Source organism: Croceicoccus marinus, from assembly GCF_001661675.2.
GTDB lineage: Bacteria > Pseudomonadota > Alphaproteobacteria > Sphingomonadales > Sphingomonadaceae > Croceicoccus > Croceicoccus marinus.
Window position 1 is genome coordinate 119,312 of record NZ_CP019604.1, and the last position, 17,152, is coordinate 136,463.

At 59.6% G+C, this 17,152-nt stretch carries 16 protein-coding genes; 10 read left to right on the forward strand and 6 right to left on the reverse strand.

Going from position 1 to position 17,152, the window contains the following annotated elements; all coding sequences use genetic code 11:
* Positions 1-1,545: 1,545 nt before the first annotated feature.
* The 5 genes from A9D14_RS18185 to A9D14_RS18205 all read right to left on the reverse strand — a co-directional run bounded on the left by A9D14_RS18185 (position 1,546) and on the right by A9D14_RS18205 (position 10,473).
* Positions 1,546-2,820 (reverse strand): replication initiator protein A, encoded by a 1,275-nt coding sequence (locus A9D14_RS18185; protein ID WP_066850823.1) that lies wholly within the window; start codon positions 2,818-2,820, stop codon positions 1,546-1,548.
* A gap of 162 nt (positions 2,821-2,982) precedes the next feature.
* On the reverse strand, positions 2,983-3,993 hold the full coding sequence (locus A9D14_RS18190; RefSeq protein ID WP_066850824.1) for a ParB/RepB/Spo0J family partition protein: 1,011 nt from the start codon (positions 3,991-3,993) through the stop codon (positions 2,983-2,985).
* The gene (locus A9D14_RS18195; protein ID WP_083988192.1) at positions 3,990-5,189 is read right to left on the reverse strand and encodes an AAA family ATPase; all 1,200 of its coding nucleotides are present in this window, start codon (positions 5,187-5,189) and stop codon (positions 3,990-3,992) included. Before A9D14_RS18195 ends, A9D14_RS18190 begins: the two co-directional genes overlap by 4 nt.
* A 362-nt stretch (positions 5,190-5,551) precedes the next feature.
* Positions 5,552-9,253 carry an AAA family ATPase gene (locus tag A9D14_RS18200; RefSeq protein ID WP_066850825.1) on the reverse strand — a complete coding sequence of 1,234 codons (3,702 nt, stop codon included), beginning with the start codon at positions 9,251-9,253 and terminating at the stop codon, positions 5,552-5,554.
* A complete protein-coding gene (locus A9D14_RS18205) occupies positions 9,253-10,473 on the reverse strand; it encodes an exonuclease SbcCD subunit D (RefSeq protein WP_066850826.1) in 1,221 nt (406 codons plus the stop codon). Before A9D14_RS18205 ends, A9D14_RS18200 begins: the two co-directional genes overlap by 1 nt.
* Before the next feature lie 201 nt (positions 10,474-10,674).
* Between A9D14_RS18205 and A9D14_RS18210 the strand changes: the two genes are divergently transcribed.
* The 8 genes from A9D14_RS18210 to A9D14_RS18245 all read left to right on the forward strand — a co-directional run bounded on the left by A9D14_RS18210 (position 10,675) and on the right by A9D14_RS18245 (position 16,155).
* Entirely contained in the window at positions 10,675-11,346 is a 672-nt protein-coding gene (locus A9D14_RS18210; RefSeq protein ID WP_087910624.1) for a HEPN domain-containing protein, read from the forward strand.
* A gap of 15 nt (positions 11,347-11,361) precedes the next feature.
* A complete protein-coding gene (locus A9D14_RS18215; RefSeq protein WP_269769233.1) occupies positions 11,362-11,781 on the forward strand; it encodes a DUF6508 domain-containing protein in 420 nt (139 codons plus the stop codon).
* Positions 11,782-11,832: 51 nt separating this feature from the next.
* On the forward strand, positions 11,833-12,057 hold the full coding sequence (locus A9D14_RS18220) for a type II toxin-antitoxin system ParD family antitoxin (protein WP_066850828.1): 225 nt from the start codon (positions 11,833-11,835) through the stop codon (positions 12,055-12,057).
* Positions 12,058-12,060: 3 nt separating this feature from the next.
* Complete coding sequence (locus A9D14_RS18225; protein WP_066850829.1) at positions 12,061-12,399, forward strand: type II toxin-antitoxin system RelE/ParE family toxin; 339 nt, start codon at positions 12,061-12,063, stop codon at positions 12,397-12,399.
* Between the two features lie 81 nt (positions 12,400-12,480).
* Positions 12,481-12,747, forward strand: coding sequence for a WGR domain-containing protein (locus tag A9D14_RS18230; RefSeq protein ID WP_083988193.1), 267 nt, complete (start codon positions 12,481-12,483; stop codon positions 12,745-12,747).
* A gap of 74 nt (positions 12,748-12,821) precedes the next feature.
* Positions 12,822-14,816, forward strand: a complete 1,995-nt coding sequence (locus tag A9D14_RS18235) for an AAA family ATPase (protein WP_066850830.1) — start codon at positions 12,822-12,824, stop codon at positions 14,814-14,816.
* A complete protein-coding gene (locus A9D14_RS18240) occupies positions 14,813-15,583 on the forward strand; it encodes a PD-(D/E)XK nuclease family protein (RefSeq protein ID WP_066850831.1) in 771 nt (256 codons plus the stop codon). Before A9D14_RS18235 ends, A9D14_RS18240 begins: the two co-directional genes overlap by 4 nt.
* A complete protein-coding gene (locus A9D14_RS18245) occupies positions 15,580-16,155 on the forward strand; it encodes a hypothetical protein (RefSeq protein ID WP_066850832.1) in 576 nt (191 codons plus the stop codon). Before A9D14_RS18240 ends, A9D14_RS18245 begins: the two co-directional genes overlap by 4 nt.
* Here A9D14_RS18245 and A9D14_RS20530 read toward each other — a convergent pair.
* Complete coding sequence (locus A9D14_RS20530) at positions 16,152-16,334, reverse strand: NrtR DNA-binding winged helix domain-containing protein (protein WP_415877365.1); 183 nt, start codon at positions 16,332-16,334, stop codon at positions 16,152-16,154. The two genes, A9D14_RS18245 and A9D14_RS20530, sit on opposite strands and share 4 nt — an antisense overlap.
* Before the next feature lie 103 nt (positions 16,335-16,437).
* Between A9D14_RS20530 and tnpA the strand changes: the two genes are divergently transcribed.
* Entirely contained in the window at positions 16,438-16,812 is a 375-nt protein-coding gene (tnpA, locus tag A9D14_RS18250) for an IS66-like element accessory protein TnpA (protein WP_066848315.1), read from the forward strand.
* The gene (tnpB, locus tag A9D14_RS18255) at positions 16,809-17,150 is read left to right on the forward strand and encodes an IS66 family insertion sequence element accessory protein TnpB (protein ID WP_066843519.1); all 342 of its coding nucleotides are present in this window, start codon (positions 16,809-16,811) and stop codon (positions 17,148-17,150) included. The genes tnpA and tnpB overlap by 4 nt, the downstream gene beginning before the upstream one ends.
* Positions 17,151-17,152: the final 2 nt, after the last annotated feature.

The following is a 17,152-nucleotide window of genomic DNA, read 5'->3' on the forward strand; positions in this document are numbered from 1 at the left end:
GGCTCTTCGCCACGACGCCCTCGAAGAATTGCTGCCACCGAAGCGCTAGCTTCAACCCGCGCCGCGATCAGATCAACATGTCGAACTTGACGTTGTCGGATTAGATAAGCCCCGGGATCATTCGGCGTCTAGCCCAGTCTCATCCGCTTCAATACTGATCAAGAAGAGCGCGCAGGGCTGTCTCGCTACTTCGCGCTCGCCACCGCCCTGGGTCAAGACGTTAGCTTGATCCCTTTGCGGCCGATTGCACCGATCTCAAGCAGAGGTTTGCCCGCATCGGAAAAGATCGTCTTGGACTTTCCTGACCTCTTGAGGGCATTGGCGGCCTTGGCAAGTGACCGGATGATCTCGGGGACTGGCTGACGCTCCCCCTTCCCTTCCCATAAATCAATAATGAATCCGCCAAAGGCGCATCGTTAATGGGGTTATATCTTAAGTTAGAGAGTTAAGAGCGGTTCGTTGGGCCAAAACACAAGAGACTCCGGCGAGTCGGACCCTGTGGATAGAATCCAATAACACGGTGTTACCAATCTGATAGCACGACCGGTAGATTCTAATAACACGCTAAAGCGGCTTTGATACCACGTTGGCTATTAGTGACGGTGTGGATAACCGAAGCCGTGAGTGTCCTCGTCGGCCATACCTATCTGGCGGCGGAGGCGGTTTTGAGGGCGTTAGCATACGTAGCAGCGGTTCCAACGGTGCGATGCATATTGAGGTATTGCGGCGCGGACGTGTTTTTAGGATGGCCATGTAATTTGGCCAAACGTGTTTTCAGGAATCTGGGTTTTGCCTTTTATCTCTGAGATCCAGGTTTAGGCACCAATTTTCTTCCCAGCCCCTCTTTCCCGCCAAATACTCTTAGGCGGAGCTGGCTCGAAACTTCTGATCCAACAGGATAACATTAGGCTTGCCTGCGCGGCAGCAGCGCGCTTTGGGATCGGGATCGGGCGACAGGTTACGGACGAAGTTGGGACAGACTTGGCTCTGCTCTCGACAAACAGGACCTTCCTTAATCCATTCCTAAAAACACGTTGAGATGGACGTGGAGACCGCCTTCCTAGCATTGCTAGCGTGCAGCTGCCCTCCCCCTGCCCCGTGCCACTACCAGTCTAGTACGCGGGCATGCTGCAGCTGTTCGTCAGTTTAGAGGGGCGGCCAACAATGCTCAAAGCGGTAGAGCAAACAGAAGGTCATGATCTCAACTCGTTGCGAGAGAGGTGATGCCGAGAGACCGGCGGGAAAGCTAATCTGCTGAGCCTAGACTTCGGCCCCCCGAACGCATCCTGCGGCTGACAAGGCTTCAAGGCTTGGGGGAGAATCCCCTCATTTAGACGAGCTCGGCCGACCTCGCGATTACAACTGCCCGAAACGGCCAATCAAACCGAATCCGCCATTTGCCCTGGAAACAAGATGAGAGATTAAGCGTCGATCGCCTTGAGCCAAAGCACATGGACCAAGACAGTGTCTTGGCCGGGCAGGGGCAAGAGTGAGTCTAAACTACAGAGAACGGCTCCGAAGCGAGGCAATCGGTCCTCCCGTCGTTCAAATGCCGGGCAGCTGGTATTTGTTGCGCTCGTGGTGCTTCTTCATGAACCCGTAGAAGCGCTTGGAATAGTTTCTCGGCAACTCGGCAGGGTTGGCACCGAGGAATGCGTCAAACGTCTTCATGAGAACGTCGAGATCCCAACCAGGGCATTCCGCCTGAATTGCCTCGTAGATTTCGCGGTCAAGGATGTCTTGCGCCCGACTGCCGCGCGGTGGCTGCGGTGCGCGTCTTGCAGCTTCGCCATAGACTTGGGCATGAGGGTTGGCCGGATTGGTGTCTTCGAACTTTAACCTAGTCGCAGTGCGCGTTAGAATCTGGCGTGTGAGATGTGGGTCGACAAACTCTTCATCCGAGCCGGAAGGGGCCGTGGACGCAGGATTTGCCGGAGAAGGCGTCGGCAAGGACGAAGCTGCACACAGGGGCGAGGGGCGGGGAAGGGGAGGGGTATCATTCGCCGGATGCCCTTCCAGGTACTTCCTCATGACCATTTTGAGCTTGGGGCGTGGTGTGTCGGCGCCGATCACTTCCAGATCAATCTCTGGAAGATTGTTCGCTCGCGCCAACTCGAGAATCTTATTCTTGAAGGAGGAGAGCGAACTTTCGCTACCACTCTTTTGGTGCAAGGTCTCAAAGCCAATCGCGAACCCTGAAGCGCCATTGCCACCTGCGTGCTTGCGACTTGCTCGATATAGCCATTTGCCTAGGCCGCTTGTGATTTCAAAATAAAGTGGCGAAATGGCAAGAACGTTCCGTTTGTCCATCACGCCTTCGAAGAACCACTTTGATAGCGTGATTTCCATACCAAGCGAGCGTTGCGTCTTCTCGTCGACCAGGTGCGTATAGCTGTCGATCCACGAGAACGTGGTCTCGCGCGTTTTGGAGTTGGCTCGAATGTTGGTCTTAATCGTGGTAGCCTGAAGGCGATCGAGTGCCGCAATCAGGCGCTCGTAAGCACGACCGCTGACCCCCCAGCAGATTCGCTTTAAGAGATTGCCGGGTTGGAGGCGGATAGTAGGCGAGAGGTCATTGTCACCCCGCTCGCGAAGCTCGTTCAGATGCGATGCGAGATATATCATGATGTCGGCGTCCCAAATCGTCGCCATACCGTATTCGGGGTTGGCGGATACGTGGACGTGAACGCTCTTGTCGGGACTGATATAATCGATCGGCTTGATGCGCTTCTTCTTAGCCAAGCTGAAGAAGGGGCGCTGCATGGTCTCCTGATAGTCGCGCAGCGAGATGTCGCTGAAGTCGGGCAGCGTGAAAAACATCTCGAACTGGACTTTCCGGCCGCCTGCGACGGCCGGTGACGCATCAGAAGTCACATTATAAACTCACTCATTCCAGACGCGTCCCACGCGTGGGACATTGGGGTTAAGTTACTGTAATACTTAAATAAAGCGCCATTCCACAGACTTGCTAAAGTGTGGGCCTTACCGGCCCGCCTTCTTTATCCTCGCATTCTCGATCAATGGACGGAGCGCATCGAGAATCTCATCCGTCGAAAGGTCATTTGGCGTCAGAGTCAAAGTGAGGCCCCGGCCTCGGTCCTGATCGACCTGGCCTATTCGGGCACCACCAGCCTCGATCATTATTTTCTGTGATCGGCCCCGACTAAATATACTCGTCGCCTTGACCAATCTGGCAACGACTTCGGCACCAGATATCGGTTCCTCATCGCCTGATTGCCGAAAGCTTTGCTCGCTTGCGATGTGGGCCGCAGCTTCCTCCATCTTCGCAAGATTCGCCGGATTGCGAATGAGGGGGAGCAGCTTGTCGCCATACCGGACATGGAGATCCATTGGCGAATTGAACGCGCTGACGATGGACTGTGGTATCTCAGTAAGGCCAATGTATCGAGCCAGATTGGACGTTGAGACTTTAAGCCTCTCAGCCATCTTTCGCTGGACGCCATCATAGTAGGCATTGACTGCAGCTTTGTAGTTGAGCCCGCGCTCTAAATCCGAAATGTCTTCGCGTTCGCGGTTTTCGATGTCGGCGAGCCGGAATGCCGCCTCGTCATCAATATCTTCGATAATCGCGACGAGTTCGATGTCGGGATAATGATTAGCGTTGAGCCAGCTGACCGCCCAGTGTCGCCGGGTACCAATAATTAGCTCGTAGGGGCGTTCCGCCTTCGGCGTCCGGCGAACCACCACCGGAATGCGGTTGCCGTTTTCCGCCTGAATGGAATCGATGAGGGTACGCAGGCGAACCTCAGACAACAGCGCATAGTCGCGTGCGTTGCCAGGCCAGATAGAGCATTCGGAAGGTTTGAGCCGAATGGAGGGCTTTTTCACCATACGGGCAGATTCGCCGAAGCCGTCGAGGCGCTTGCTGGTAAATGTCGTCCTCGGTTCGCCCCGGGGTGCGTCTTGAGGAACAGCAGTTGGCTCCGTGGGACCCGCCGCGAGAGCTTCCTCAATCATCGACCGCCGGCTCATGCTGCGGCACTCGCGAGAGCGTCAGATGAAGGTCCGGCGATGCTGGTGGATGGCCACTGTTGCCGCATCTGTTGGACGACCTCATTAAAGACGGCATCCAAATTCTCTCGACAGCGATTGTAGGTGGCATGCGAAGCGGACGGTTTGCTTTCGTAGACTGACCGGAACGCCTGTGTTGCGTTCTTTATTTCCTCAGACGCGAGGATGGGCTGACTGAGCAAATACATGCCGTATGTTGCTTGCATCATCTTCCACATATCGTTTTCGCCGGGCTTGTTGGGCGAAAAGGCGGAACACACTACTCGAATGAAGCCGTAGTCGACGGGGGTGTCGTTCGCTTCGAGCACCTCGATGTTTTCCGCGATTGTATTCATGAAGTGGATGGTCGAGAGATAGTCTAGCTGGCGTGCAGGGACGGGGACCAAGAGGCCGGTGGCCGCTGCCATGACATTGAGACCGAGAAAGCCCATTGCCGGCGGCGGATCAAGTAGGATGACGTCAAAGTCCTTTATGACGTTCTCGATGCCAATACGTAGCCGTTGAAGGCCTTCGCGAACGGCTTGTCCGCCTTCACGTAGCGTAGCAGTCAGGTCCCATTCGGCATCCTGGAGTCCAAGGCTAGACGGGATAACTTTGATCGTCGGCCATGCCGTATCGTGGATAGATGCCGGGAAATCGTCGAAATTACTACGAGGGGACAAGAAATTTCCGAGAGTCTTCTCCTCGTCAAGGAGCATTTCAGGCTTAATATCGAACATCGTGGTTGTCGATGCTTGCGGATCACAGTCAATCACAAGCACCTTGTAGCCGTGGAGCGCAAGGTAATCGGCGAAATGCTTGGTAATCGTCGATTTGCCGACGCCGCCTTTAAAGTTCTGGACGGCTATAACCACCGCGTCTTCGTGATCGGCTTTCCCGGGATGTATTCCCAAAGATTCGCGGATCTGAGTCAAATCCTCAAGCGTGTAGAAACGTCGGCCGTTGGCTAATTGTTTTGGGGCCGCCAGACGGCCTTCCTTCTCTGCCTTGGCCAGAGCTTCAGGCGTACGCCCGACCAGTTCGGCGGCGACACCCGGCCCGAATGTCATGTCGAGAACTTTCCGTTCCTCAGGATCAAATACGATTTTTTTGACCCGATCGCTCATCTCTTCGCATGAACGGGTAATTCCGCGCAACGTGTTTACGATGTACGACATCGGCACTTGGCTCCCTGTGAATCAGTTCCGATGACTCGGTTTGGATTTAGACAGCAGGAATGGGTCCGAAAGTCAAACCTGTGCTATTTGGGGTGTTGAAAAGCAAACGAGGAGCCAGACCAAACGTCGTCTGCCAACTTGGAAGATCTGCGAGCCCATACTAGCGATTGAACGCGCGTCCCGATGCCGATGTGCGAACGCTACAGACGGAGGCATCGGTGGCTTTAGGCGGTGCTGGTGGAATTGAGCGGGGCCGCTGGCATTAAATGGCGTATGATGAGATCGCCAATTGCGGCTGTGTTACTCATAATCGCGAAGCCGCTTTAAGACGCGTTTTGCTGACGTTTCCGGCTCTCAGCCTGCTACCCAGAAACAACCTCCAACCGACTGCGTCCCGGTGAAAGCTCCTCAACCAGAATCTTCACAGGAATACGCTCTTTCAATTCCTCGACATGGCTGATGACACCGACGCGGCGCCCGGTCGCGTGCAGGTTTTCAAGGACTGATAATGCTTGCCCCAAACTTGCCGGATCGAGCGAGCCAAAACCCTCGTCGATAAACAGGCTCTCGATCCGGACACCGCGTCCGCTACTCATTTCCGCAAGGCCCAGCGCAAGGGCGAGACTGACGAGGAAGCGTTCGCCGCCCGACAGATTGTGAAGGCCGCGAACCTGGCCTGCCAGATCGTGATCCACGACCTGGATCACCATATCGCCGCCGCCGCCGCGCTGCAGGGCATAGCGTGGCTTCAGATCGGACAATCGCGCATTGGCGGCGACAAGCAGACGGTCCAGCGTCAGCCCTTGTGCATAACGGCGGAAGCGGTTGCCGTTCGCATCCCCGATCAAGCTGCCCAGCTTGAGCCAGGGTTCAGCCTCTTTTTGCCAAGCGGCATGCCGGGCGCGCAGCGCTGCAGTGCGGCTGCGCAGACTATCGTCGCTGGCGATCCTGCCGTCGATTTCGCTTTTGCGTTCTTCCGCGGCACGACGCTCGGAATTGGCCTGCTGAAGGGCTTCGATCAGAGCATCCCCCAAGAGGGCAGGGCGGTCGCTTGCCTTGTGCAGAGCCAGATCGCCCCGGCGCCCTTGCAGCGCAGCCTGCGCGCCGGTGACCGCATCCGAAAGGGCCTGAAGCGCTAGCTCCTCCGCTTCCCGGTCGCCTTCGTTCGCACCGGCAGATTCAATCTCTGTGGCGGTCAGCTCACTGCGTGCCAACGCAGCGGAGAAGTCGGTGGATTGCTGCTCGGCACTATTGCTGAGCCGGGCGGCTTCGTCACGAGTGACCTCCACTGCCGACTTGGCCGAGGCCTGTGCCGTTTGCACCTCGCCCAGCTTCTGACGAGCCGTATCCCGATCATTAGTAGCGGCGGATACGCGATTTTGCAGATCGCTTTCCACCTCGACAACCGCTTTGCCCGAAAGCAAAGGTGCGCGCTCCTCCTCAAGCGCCCGCTTGTCCGCACTGACGCTGTCGCCTTCGCCTTTCTGACTGTCCTGCCGCGTGCGCGCCACGTTCAGTGCAGTCTGCGTCTCTTCGCGCGCTGCACGAAGGCGGGGGAGGGCGCTCGCGGCGCTCTCGTGCGCAGCCTGAGCGTCATTCCATGCTGAAATCTGGCCTTCCAGCCAGCTTTGCGCATCGCCCAGTTGTTGCCAGCCTGCTTCCATGCCGGGCAGGATGTTCAACCTTCGATCCAAGTCTTCATCAATGCGCGCGAGCGCTGCCCTGTTCTGCGTTTCGCGCCCTGTCAGCGTAATGACGCGAGCACTAATGGCCTGAAGGGTCCTTTCCGCGTCCTCGGCGACGGCACGGGCCGTTTCCAGCGCGGCCAATGCGGCTTGCTCCTTGCTGCGCGTCTGCTCCACGGCCTGCTGCAATCGCCTACCATTTGCCAATTGCTCCGAGACATTCTTTGTCTGGGATGCAACCAGCGCGTGCAAGTCGTCGTGCTCAGGCTCGATTCCGCAAGCGAGCGTGGCGTTGGCCAGCTGTTCCCATGCCTCGTCGCGCGCCTTGCCGAGCCTGGCAAGCCGTTCGCCATATTGCGTCACATCGGTCGCCAGCTGCGCGGCCTGGCTCTCGAAAGCGGTGATTTCGCTTTCGAGCGCGGCGTCGCGCCGTTCCATGTTCTTGAGTTTTGCCTCCAGTGCGTCGGCATGGCCGATGGCTTCGGATACGGGCGCATTTAAGAGTGCGGTCAGCGTAGCGGCTTCATGTTCGCTCGATCCGCATACAGGGCAAGGCTCTCCGGGTACCAGCGTATCGCGCAAATGCGCCGCAGCCGCATCGCCTGCCAACGACACTCGGTCCGCGGTGGTGCGCGCACCCCGGGCCTCTGCTGTGAGCGCTGGGATGCGTTCTGCGAATATGGTCCTTTCATCGCGCGTATCGGCCAGTTTCTGCGCGGTTTGTTTCTGCCGGTTGCGGCGTTCGTCCAGCGCCTGACTGGCCTCGGACAGCTGGTTTGCAGCACTCTCCACCCCCCGAATGGCGGCGGGAATGATCGAGAGGCGCCGATCCCGCTCGCGCAGCTCCTCAAGATGCTGTTCATTCGGTGCTGCCGCTTCAGCGTCTGCCAGCGCATGGCGGTCCGCAGCCAGCGCCTCTTGCGCCGCGCTCCGTGCCTCGGCGGCCTGCTTCGCACGCGTCTCATTCTGCTCAAGTTCGCTGCGCGCGTTGGCAAGTTCGGACCCGCTGCGCGCCAGCTGCTCCGTCAATTCGCGATGTTCTGCCAGATCCGCCCGGATTGCATCGCCTTCTCGCGCCAGACTGCGCAGCGCTTCGTGCTCGGTGATCCACTGAGTGCGGTTAGCCAGTTCGGCTTCGCAGTCCGCGAAAGCTGTATCGGCCGCGGCGAAATTCTCCTCCGCGTCCTCCAGATCCTTGGCCAGCGCGCGGCTGCGTTCATCGCTCTCGACTACGCGGCGGGTGAGATCGGCGATCCGCTCGTCCAGCGTCCGCGCCTTGGCGATTTCCGGTCGGAGGGCGTCGACTTCAATTTGTACCTGCGCCAGAGCGGTCGTCGCCGTGTCTTCAGCTGTGACCGCAGTTTCCAGGGCAAGCGATTGTTTCGCAAGCCTCGCCTCTGCAATTCCGATCCGCTCCTTCGCCTCTCGCGCTTGGAGCGCCGCCTGCTGCATGGCGCGCCAAGATGGCACCAGCTGGGCTGCGCGCTTCGCTGCCGCTAAGGCGACCCGTCGCGGTTCAGCCTCGTCCTGCGCCTCTTGCGCGGCCGCTACGGCCTGCTCGGCATCCCGCACGGCGCCAGCCAGCTGCGTGCCGGTCTGATCCCAGCGCTGGGCTTCCTGCAAAGTCTCCAGCGCCTGTTGCGCGGTCGATAGTGCTTCGGCGGCCTCGGCGGCGCCGGCTTCGAGCTCGGCGCGTTCCACATCGTTTAGCCCGTCGAGCGCGCGGATCTGCTCGAGGATGCCGCGCTCCTCCAGCTTCAACTCACTGGCCTTCTGGCCCGCGAGCCGCCCCAGGCGGCTGTAGATGTCGGTACCGGTGAGTGTTTCCAGCAGTTCGGCCCGCTCGGAATCATTGGCGTTGAGGAATTTCTCGAACTCGCCTTGCGCCAGCACGACAGCGCGCCCGAACTGGTCGGGGGTAAGTCCGATCAACTTCTCGATCTTGTCCTTGATTATCGTGAGCTTGTCAGGACCGCCTTCGCCGCTCTCGAGATTGATGAGCGAGCGCTCGCGCTGCTTCAGCGTCCCCGTGCGGGCGCGTTCCACCGACCAGCGCGCCCGCCAGCGCGTTCCGCGCACTTCGAAGTCAGCCTCGGCAAAACAGGAATCGGCGCCGTGCCGCATGATGGCGCGCACGTCATTGGCCGACAGCTCGTCGCCCGTGCCGGTAATCTTCGAACCCGAACTGGTCGGCCCAAGCCGGGCCATCGTGTCAAACAGCGCCAGACCCATCGCATCGAGCAGCGTCGACTTTCCTGCACCGGTCGGGCCCGTGATGGCAAAGATCCCGGCGCTTTCCAGCGGCTCGGCGGTAAAATCGATGTCGAAGGGGGCTTCAAGGCTGGCGAGATTCTCGCCGCGGATGGCCAATATACGCATCAGGCGTCCTCCTGCCGGGCCGCATCGACCAGTTCGGCAAAGGCAGACAGAAGCTCAGCGCCGGGATCGCCATGCCCCTGGCCGCGGTAGAGGGCAGAGAAGATCTCGGCGGGTTCCAACTCCTCGATCTGCTTGCCGTCCCACGGGGAGGGTTCCGCAGACTGATGGACCGATTGCCGCACGATCCGCGTCAGCCGTACAGGCAGGTCGCGGATGGCCTGGTGAATCTCATGCTGCAGGAACGGCTGCGGCCCATCGGTCGCGACGGTGATTTCGAGGAACGGCCAGAACTCGCGCGGCGTATCGGGATCGAGCTTAGCCGAAAGTGCGTGAAGCTCTTCCAGCACTTCGCTTAGCGGGGCGCTACCGCGATCCGGAACGGCGATGAACGGGGCAGGGCGGGGGATCGGCTCAAGCTCTACTTCTGCTGCACCTTCTGCGATGCGCACCACGGCGATGGAGTGGCGATATTCGCGCTCGGTTGCAGAAAAGGGGAAGGGCGAACCCGAATAGCGGATAGGGCAGGGGCCCTTGATCTGCTGCGGGCGGTGCAAGTGCCCGAGCGCGACATAGGCGCAGCGACCATCGAACAGGCTCGATGCCTGCGCTTCCTCTCCGCCAACCAGAATATTGCGTTCCGATCGTTCGGAAATCTCGCCGCCGGCGACGTGTAAATGACCCATGACGATCAGCGGTAGACCGTCAGCGCGGCGGCAGCCCTCTTCGATGATGGCGGAATAGAGCCCGGACAGGCCCGCCGCGCCATAATCGCCGGGGCGGCAGAACGGCACGGCTGCCACAAGGGCAGAAGGGTCTCCGTTTGAGCCTGCTATCTGCGCGAAAAGGCGGTCGTGATCCACTTCGCCATCGCGGCGCGGCAGATTGCCGACAAGGTGGAGGCGCTGGCTGTCCACAAGCGCGCCGGGCAGGTCGACGCGGGCCGCACTGTCGTGATTTCCGCCGGTGATGACAATCTGCAGATCTGGCATCCGTGCCATCGCATCGCGCAGGAAGCGGAACAGGCGCTGGATCGCCGCGGTGGGCGGATTGGCCACGTCATAGATATCGCCTGCGATCAGCAGGCAATCGGCGCCCAACGCCTCGAGCCGGTCGAGCAGCCAGGCAAGAAACGCGTCATGCTCCGCTTCGCGCGGATGGGCGTGGAGTTCGTGGCCGAGGTGCCAGTCTGAAGTGTGAACGATCGTTAGCGGTGTGGTCATTCCTGTCCTTTCGCCGCTCCGTGTAGGATTGCAAAACGACAAAACCGGTCATGCCCGCCGCTATGATGAATTTTCCACGAACTTATGCGGTAACGAGAGCATGTTCCCCCTTAAGCTGCGGAAATTTGGGCCTACCCCTTGGGATGTGCTGGAAATCGTACGCCTTTTGGCGCAATTTCCGGTCGCAAGGGGGAGTTGGAATTGCCGCAGACCTATCCGGCGGGACACCCGCTGCACGCCGCTAGTCTCAAGACAAAGCAGCGCGAACTCCGCGCCGGTTTTGCCGAGCCGTTGACGCTTCGCGTCCATCGCGCGCTTAGTTGGCTTCTGCGGGCCGAAAATGAAAACGACGATCAGGACGTACGCTTCATCTTGCTATGGATCGGCTTCAATGCTGCCTATGCAGGCAATCTCGACGAGGCGCGCGAGCGCGACCATCTGCGCAACTTCTTCGAGACGATGGTGAAGCTCGATGGACAGAGCCGCATCTACAACATGGTGTGGCAGCGTTTCAGCCAGGAAATCCGCGTGCTGCTGGACAATAAGTACGTGTTCGCGCCGTTCTGGTCTTATCACAACGGTGCCGATGAGCATGCCGATTGGGCGGAGAAATTGGACCGTGCCTACCATAATAGTCGACATGCGCTGGAGGCGCAGGACACGCCGCGGATTCTCTCCATCGTGTTCGACCGGCTTTATGTCCTTCGCAACCAGCTGGTGCACGGCGGGGCGACGTGGAACAGCAGTGTCAACCGCGATCAGGTCCGCGATGGTGCGGCGATTCTAAGCTGCTTGCTGCCGGTGTTCATTGATTTGATGATGGACAACCCGGACGAGGAATGGGCGATGCCGCACTATCCGGTAGTAGAGTAAGAAGAGGGCTCGGCAGTGACCCAAATCTTACGGGATAGGCTCGCCCGCATGGCGCGCTTCGCGGACATTTTTCGCCGCAACGATTTCCAGTTTGGTGAGGAGAGCGAAGCTGCCTTCTCGGAGGACGGTGTGTCGATGATGTCGGCGAGCGATCTGACTCCGCATGCGATGGCATTCGTACAAATTTGCTATGACGATGATTGGATCCGGTCTGATATCGACTGGCCGGAATGGATGGATGGTGACGAGGCTGAAACCCTTCTCGGCAACCCGGCCTCGATCGCGAATTCATCAATAAATCAGCTGGAGCACATTCTGACGGCGTTGGTTCGCTGCGACCGGTTCAACGATGGCACGCTGGAGAGTGCCTTTCGGCGAGGCATACTGGCCGCGGTGGTTGTGCGTTGCGCCGAACTGGCAGTCGAGCAGAGCTGAGGCCAAAGCTCATCTTGCCAAATATTGCCAAACCGCTCATATTCCGCACTAATGGGAACGATGAACATCTCTCTACCCGATCAGCTGCGTGACTGGGTCGATGGTCAGGTCCAGGCGCGTGGCTATGGCAACACCAGCGAATATGTCCGCGAGCTGATCCGCCGCGACCGCGAACGCGAACGGCTGCGCGGGTTGCTGCTCGATGGTGCGCAGTCGCCGATTGGGCCGGTCGCAGACGAAGCTTTCTTCGACGGCTTGCGCGCCCGCGCATCCTGACGAATGGCCACGCGTCGCGTCGTCCTGCGCGAAGCGGCGCGCGGCGATCTGGAACAGGCAACCGACTGGCTGATGAGTGAATCAGGGCGCAATACAGCGGTCGCTTTCATCGATGCTGTGCAGGCCGCGATGCGCCGGATTATAGAACGTCCCGGAACCGGCTCTCCGCGGTGGTCGCATGAGCTGAACCTGCCCGGTCTGCGATCCATGCGGGTCAAGGGGCATGACTGGATGGTCTTCTACATCACCCGTCACGACCATATCGATGTATGGCGAGTGCTGCATGGCGCGCGCGATATCGGCGGCGTCTTGGGCGATCCGAGTGAGGGTGCGGAGCACTGATCGATCCACTGAATCAGTTGGTCCGCACTGATTCAGAATTCCCGTTGGCCAAGCCCGCTGCCACTCGGCACCATCGCCCGCATGGACCTGTGGGAGGACATCACCATTTATTGGGAAGCGCGTGATCCGGCGCGAAACATGACGCGGTTCTACCGTGTGTCCGTGTCGACCGACCTGTTCGGCGTAGCTATTGTAGAGCGTGCGTGGGGTCGCTGCGGATCACGGCCCCGCAATATGCGGCAATCGTTTTCTTCGCGTGCCGATGCAGAGGCGGCAATGCGGCAGGTCTATGCTCGAAGGGCAAGCGCACGGCAGCGGATCGGCACCGATTACAAAATGGTGGCGTGAAGCGCCGAAAGTGAACTACGACCGGTTCTGCCGTCAGTCTGCGTCAAACCCGACCTATGACGAATCGACATGCCTTGGACTGCGCTTCCCACGATCTCGAAAAGGCGGAGCTGGACATCCTGCTCTTAACGATCGCCGAGACGATTGAACGGATGGGGACATACCAGCGCCATGTCGTGGGCAAATCCCTCCTGTGCGAATTGTCGGACAGGTTCGGAATCGATGCAGGCTGGCTTGGCCTGCATGATCGGCACAAGACCAGCGCCAGGGCGGCGCAGATTCTCCAGCTTGTCCCCGCGATTATTCGCGCGCGGAAGCTCCGGCGCAGGTCCAATGCGCTGGACAAACGGATGGATTGGTTGGGGCGGGCCTTCGGGCTCGACCGGGTCGAACGGGATGGGCTGAATATTCTGGCCAGGTTAGAGCTGTTTCCCGAATGGCGCTCGCTCGTCGAATCCATCATTCGGTCGGGTCATCTTACCCTTGATTTGCTGGCGAAGATGACGGGGCATGGCAAGGGCGTCCTTGACCAAAGATTCCACGCAGGGTCGCGTTTGGTTCGGGCTGGTCTGATCCACAGCGATGCCGATGGCGACATCCGTGTCGGCCAATTTCTTGCCAGGCTCACGCGCATGAGGCTGTCGCGGCCCGAGGCGTTGACCGAAAGGTTGATGCCTGAAGCAGGGCCGTCGCGATTGGGCCATCACGACTTCGCGCACCTTGGGCGTGAGGCGGAGTTGGCTCTTTCCCTTGTCGCAGCGCGCAAGGGAGCGTCGATCCTGCTTTATGGCCCGCCCGGAACCGGCAAGACCGAATTCGCGCTGCATATTGTTCGATCCGCAGGGCTCATACCCGTAATGGCCGGCATGACAGATGAACACGGTGACGAACCCAATCGCAGGGACCGTATAGCTCATGTTACGCTTCTGCGCGAGCTGACCCGGGGGCAGGAGAGTCATGCGATCATCGCGGACGAGGCCGACGATATCCTGCATTATGACTGGAGCAGCGATTCGCGGAACAGCTTTTCCAAGGCTTGGCTCAACGCCTTTGTCGATGCCCCCGGACCGCCGACGATCTGGATCGTCAACGATGTCAGTTCGCTTGCCGAAACGACGGTACGGCGGATGGATCATGCCGTGCGCTTCGATTTGCCTCCCGCCGCCGTTCGTCGCCGCATAGTAGGGCGCCATGCTCGTATTGCGGGACTGGCTTTGACCGGCGTGCAAACATCCGCGCTCGCCGCGCTTCCCGCTTCGCCGGCGGTGCTAGAAACGGCGGTATCAGGGGCCGCAACGATCGGCGGTGGCATTGAGGATGCGCAGCTTATTGGCAGCGGACTGGTCGAGGCGTTGACGGGCAGTCCGCCGCCGCCGTTTTCGCTGCCTGCGGCTTATGATCCGGAACTCGCCCGCGCGGATCGCGACCTAACTGATCTGGCCAGGCGTCTCGCCAGTTCTGCTGACAGGAGCTGGAGCTTGCTGTTCCACGGCGCTTCGGGCACCGGGAAAAGCGCCTTTGCGCATTATGTGGCCAGTGCAATGGGCCTGGATATCCAGGTCGAACGGGGTTCCGACCTGCTCGATTCCTATGTCGGCGGGACCGAGCGGTTGATCGCCGCCGCCTTTCACCGGGCCGCCCGTCAAAAAGCGGTGTTGCTGATCGATGAGGCGGATGACTTTCTTTCGGACCGCCGCGGCGCGGTGCGAAGCTGGGAACGAACGATGGTATCCGAAATGCTGCGGCAGATGGAGGCGCTGCGCGCCCCTTTCATCGCCACTTCCAATCTTGCCGACCGGCTCGACCCTGCCACGCAGCGCAGGTTCACCCTGCAAGCCGAGTTTAAAGTGTTGGACGAGGGTCGGGCCAATACACAGTTTCGTAGATGGTTCGGCATCGATTCACCCAGCGCGATGCCGCTCGTGGGCCTTACGCCCGGTGATTTCGCGCAGGTTTCGCGCCGCGCCAGATTGCTTGGAGAGAATGGGGCGGACCGATTGGCGCGATGGTTGCTAAACGAGGCGCGCGCACGCGGCGCTGTCAGACAGCCGCTTGGATTTCGCGCATGACGCGGTATTGCGGCGTGATGGGGCGCAATGAATATACCGCTGTCGCTGCCTTGCCGCGCAGCTGCGATCTGGATCACGTTCGCCGTTGGATGGCGTTGCACCCGAACGGGTATCGTCAGGCGATAAACAAGATCGGCAATGCACCGACGCTTGCAAAGCGGCCCGCCGAAGAGCTGGGCGATGCGAGACGATGGTTCGGCATAACGGACAGAATTCATCCTTTTGCCTGCGAGACACCGCAATGGCTTAGCCTGACCGAAACGCAAGTCATGGCAGGCATCAAACATTATTTGAACATGGGGCCACCAGCCAGAACGATTACCTTCATGAAGGCTGCGGCACCGTGGATGGCGTGGCCCGCTATGCTATCGCAGATCGAGATCTTGACCGAGGTTCCGACCGGCAAAGGCGGGCGGATCGATCTCTTGGTGATGGGGGTTTCCGACGGGTGCGCCTGGGGGCTCGCGGTCGAAGCCAAGTTTGGTGCAAGCCTCGCTCACAACCCGCTTTCCCATTATAGAAAATGTGCTTCTAAAAGCCTTGGCAGGAAAGCGATCGGGGCCGGTTTTGCCAATAGTACCAGGCTCGCACTGATCGTTGCCGCGCCAAAAAAGCAATCGATCATCAAAAGCCGTCTCACTTGGAACAAGGATTGGCGTTTCATGGCGTGGAGCTCGTTGCTTGCTCGTTTCGAGCGCCTTTTGGACCAGACCGACAACGACGCCGAGTTCGCGCATTTTCGAAAACAGATATGGGATTGCCTGTGACCGAGCCTTTTACCGTACCGGAAACCGTCAGCACTTGTTTCTCCGACAAGGCCCTGACCGCTGCCGTCGAGGAAATCCTCGCCGACAGGAAATTCCCTGCCGCGATCGAGTGGGATGAGGTCGAGTCATTTCTCAAGGCACGTGCTTCGGCAGAAGCGGTCCGCTGGGATTATTCGCTCGCGCTCTATCGATTTTTCGAGGCGGTGTGGGGAGATCGCGCGGACTGGATACGCGATCCGGTGGATATGACAGTATCGGACACGGGCTTCGCGGCTGCAGAGCTTTGGGACGATGGGGAGATTAGCGTAAGATATACAGACGGCGACAGGTCGATCTATCTGCTGGCCGGTTTTGATTCAGGAGAGACCTGGATCGGCATTTGTCCGATAAACAAAAACGGTAAGGCGTACGAGGATTGGACGGTTGACGGTTTCGCCTGGGACGAGGACGAAGAATATTTCATGCGCAGTTGGAAGCCGAGTGTCGCCGTCGACGACCAGCTGGCCATCCACGTCAAGGACGCCGCTGATAGAGCTTTCGAAATAGTGACAGGTCTCTACAGCTCGTATTAAACCCGCCGGTCGAACACACTAACCCCGCCTTGTAGTGCATAAAGCCGTGCCGGACGCCGAACCCCATCGTCCTGCCGCGTTTCACCTGTGTCTTCCAGAAAGGCGCGCTCCAACACCTTCCGGCGGAAGGCGTCGGTCTTGTCTTGCTGGGGTGGGGCGATCTGGCAGGCTCGCTCCACCCCAGCAGCTTTGGAACGTATCCATCCGGCGGGGACCGCCTTGTCTGGGTAGGTATTGAGCGCTCTTTAGCGTGCTCTTGTGAGCGCGCTTATGGAGTGGTCGATGGGTCAGGTGACGGTGTTTTCGGGGCCAGAGCGGCGCCGACGTTGGAGCGAGGAAGAGCGGCTGCGGATACTTTCCGATGCTTTCGCGCCGGGCGCCTGCGTTGCCGAGGTGTGCCGACGTCACGATATTTCTTCGGCGCTGATCTACACCTGGCGGCGCAAGCTGCGCGAGGCAGGCGAACGGGCAAGCAGCTTATCCGAGGCGTTGCCGGCGCCGGTGTTTGCCGAAGCGGTGGTGGATGAGGACGCAGCGGCGACCAGCACGGTCGAGCACCCCGTGATGATCATTGATCTGCCGCGCGGCAAGCGGCTGAGCATTTATCCTGCGGCATCACCGGCGCTGGTTGCTGCCGCATTGAAGGCTCTGCGATGATCCCTCCGAGCGCGCGGGTGTGGATCGCGCTGGGCCACACGGACATGCGGAAGGGCATGCAGGGCCTGGCCCTGCTGGTGCAGCAGGGTCTCAAGCGTAATCCTCATAGCGGCGATCTGTTCGTGTTTCGCGGCCGCGCGGGATCGCTGATCAAGATCATCTGGCACGACGGGATCGGCATGTCGCTCTATGCCAAGCGGCTCGAGAAGGGCCGCTTCGTGTGGCCCGCCGCCAAGGAGGGAACGGTGTCGCTGACCCCTTCGCAGTTGGCCTGCCTGCTGGAGGGGATCGACTGGCGCAACCCGCAGTATACGTGGCGCCCGGCGAGCGCAGGATAATC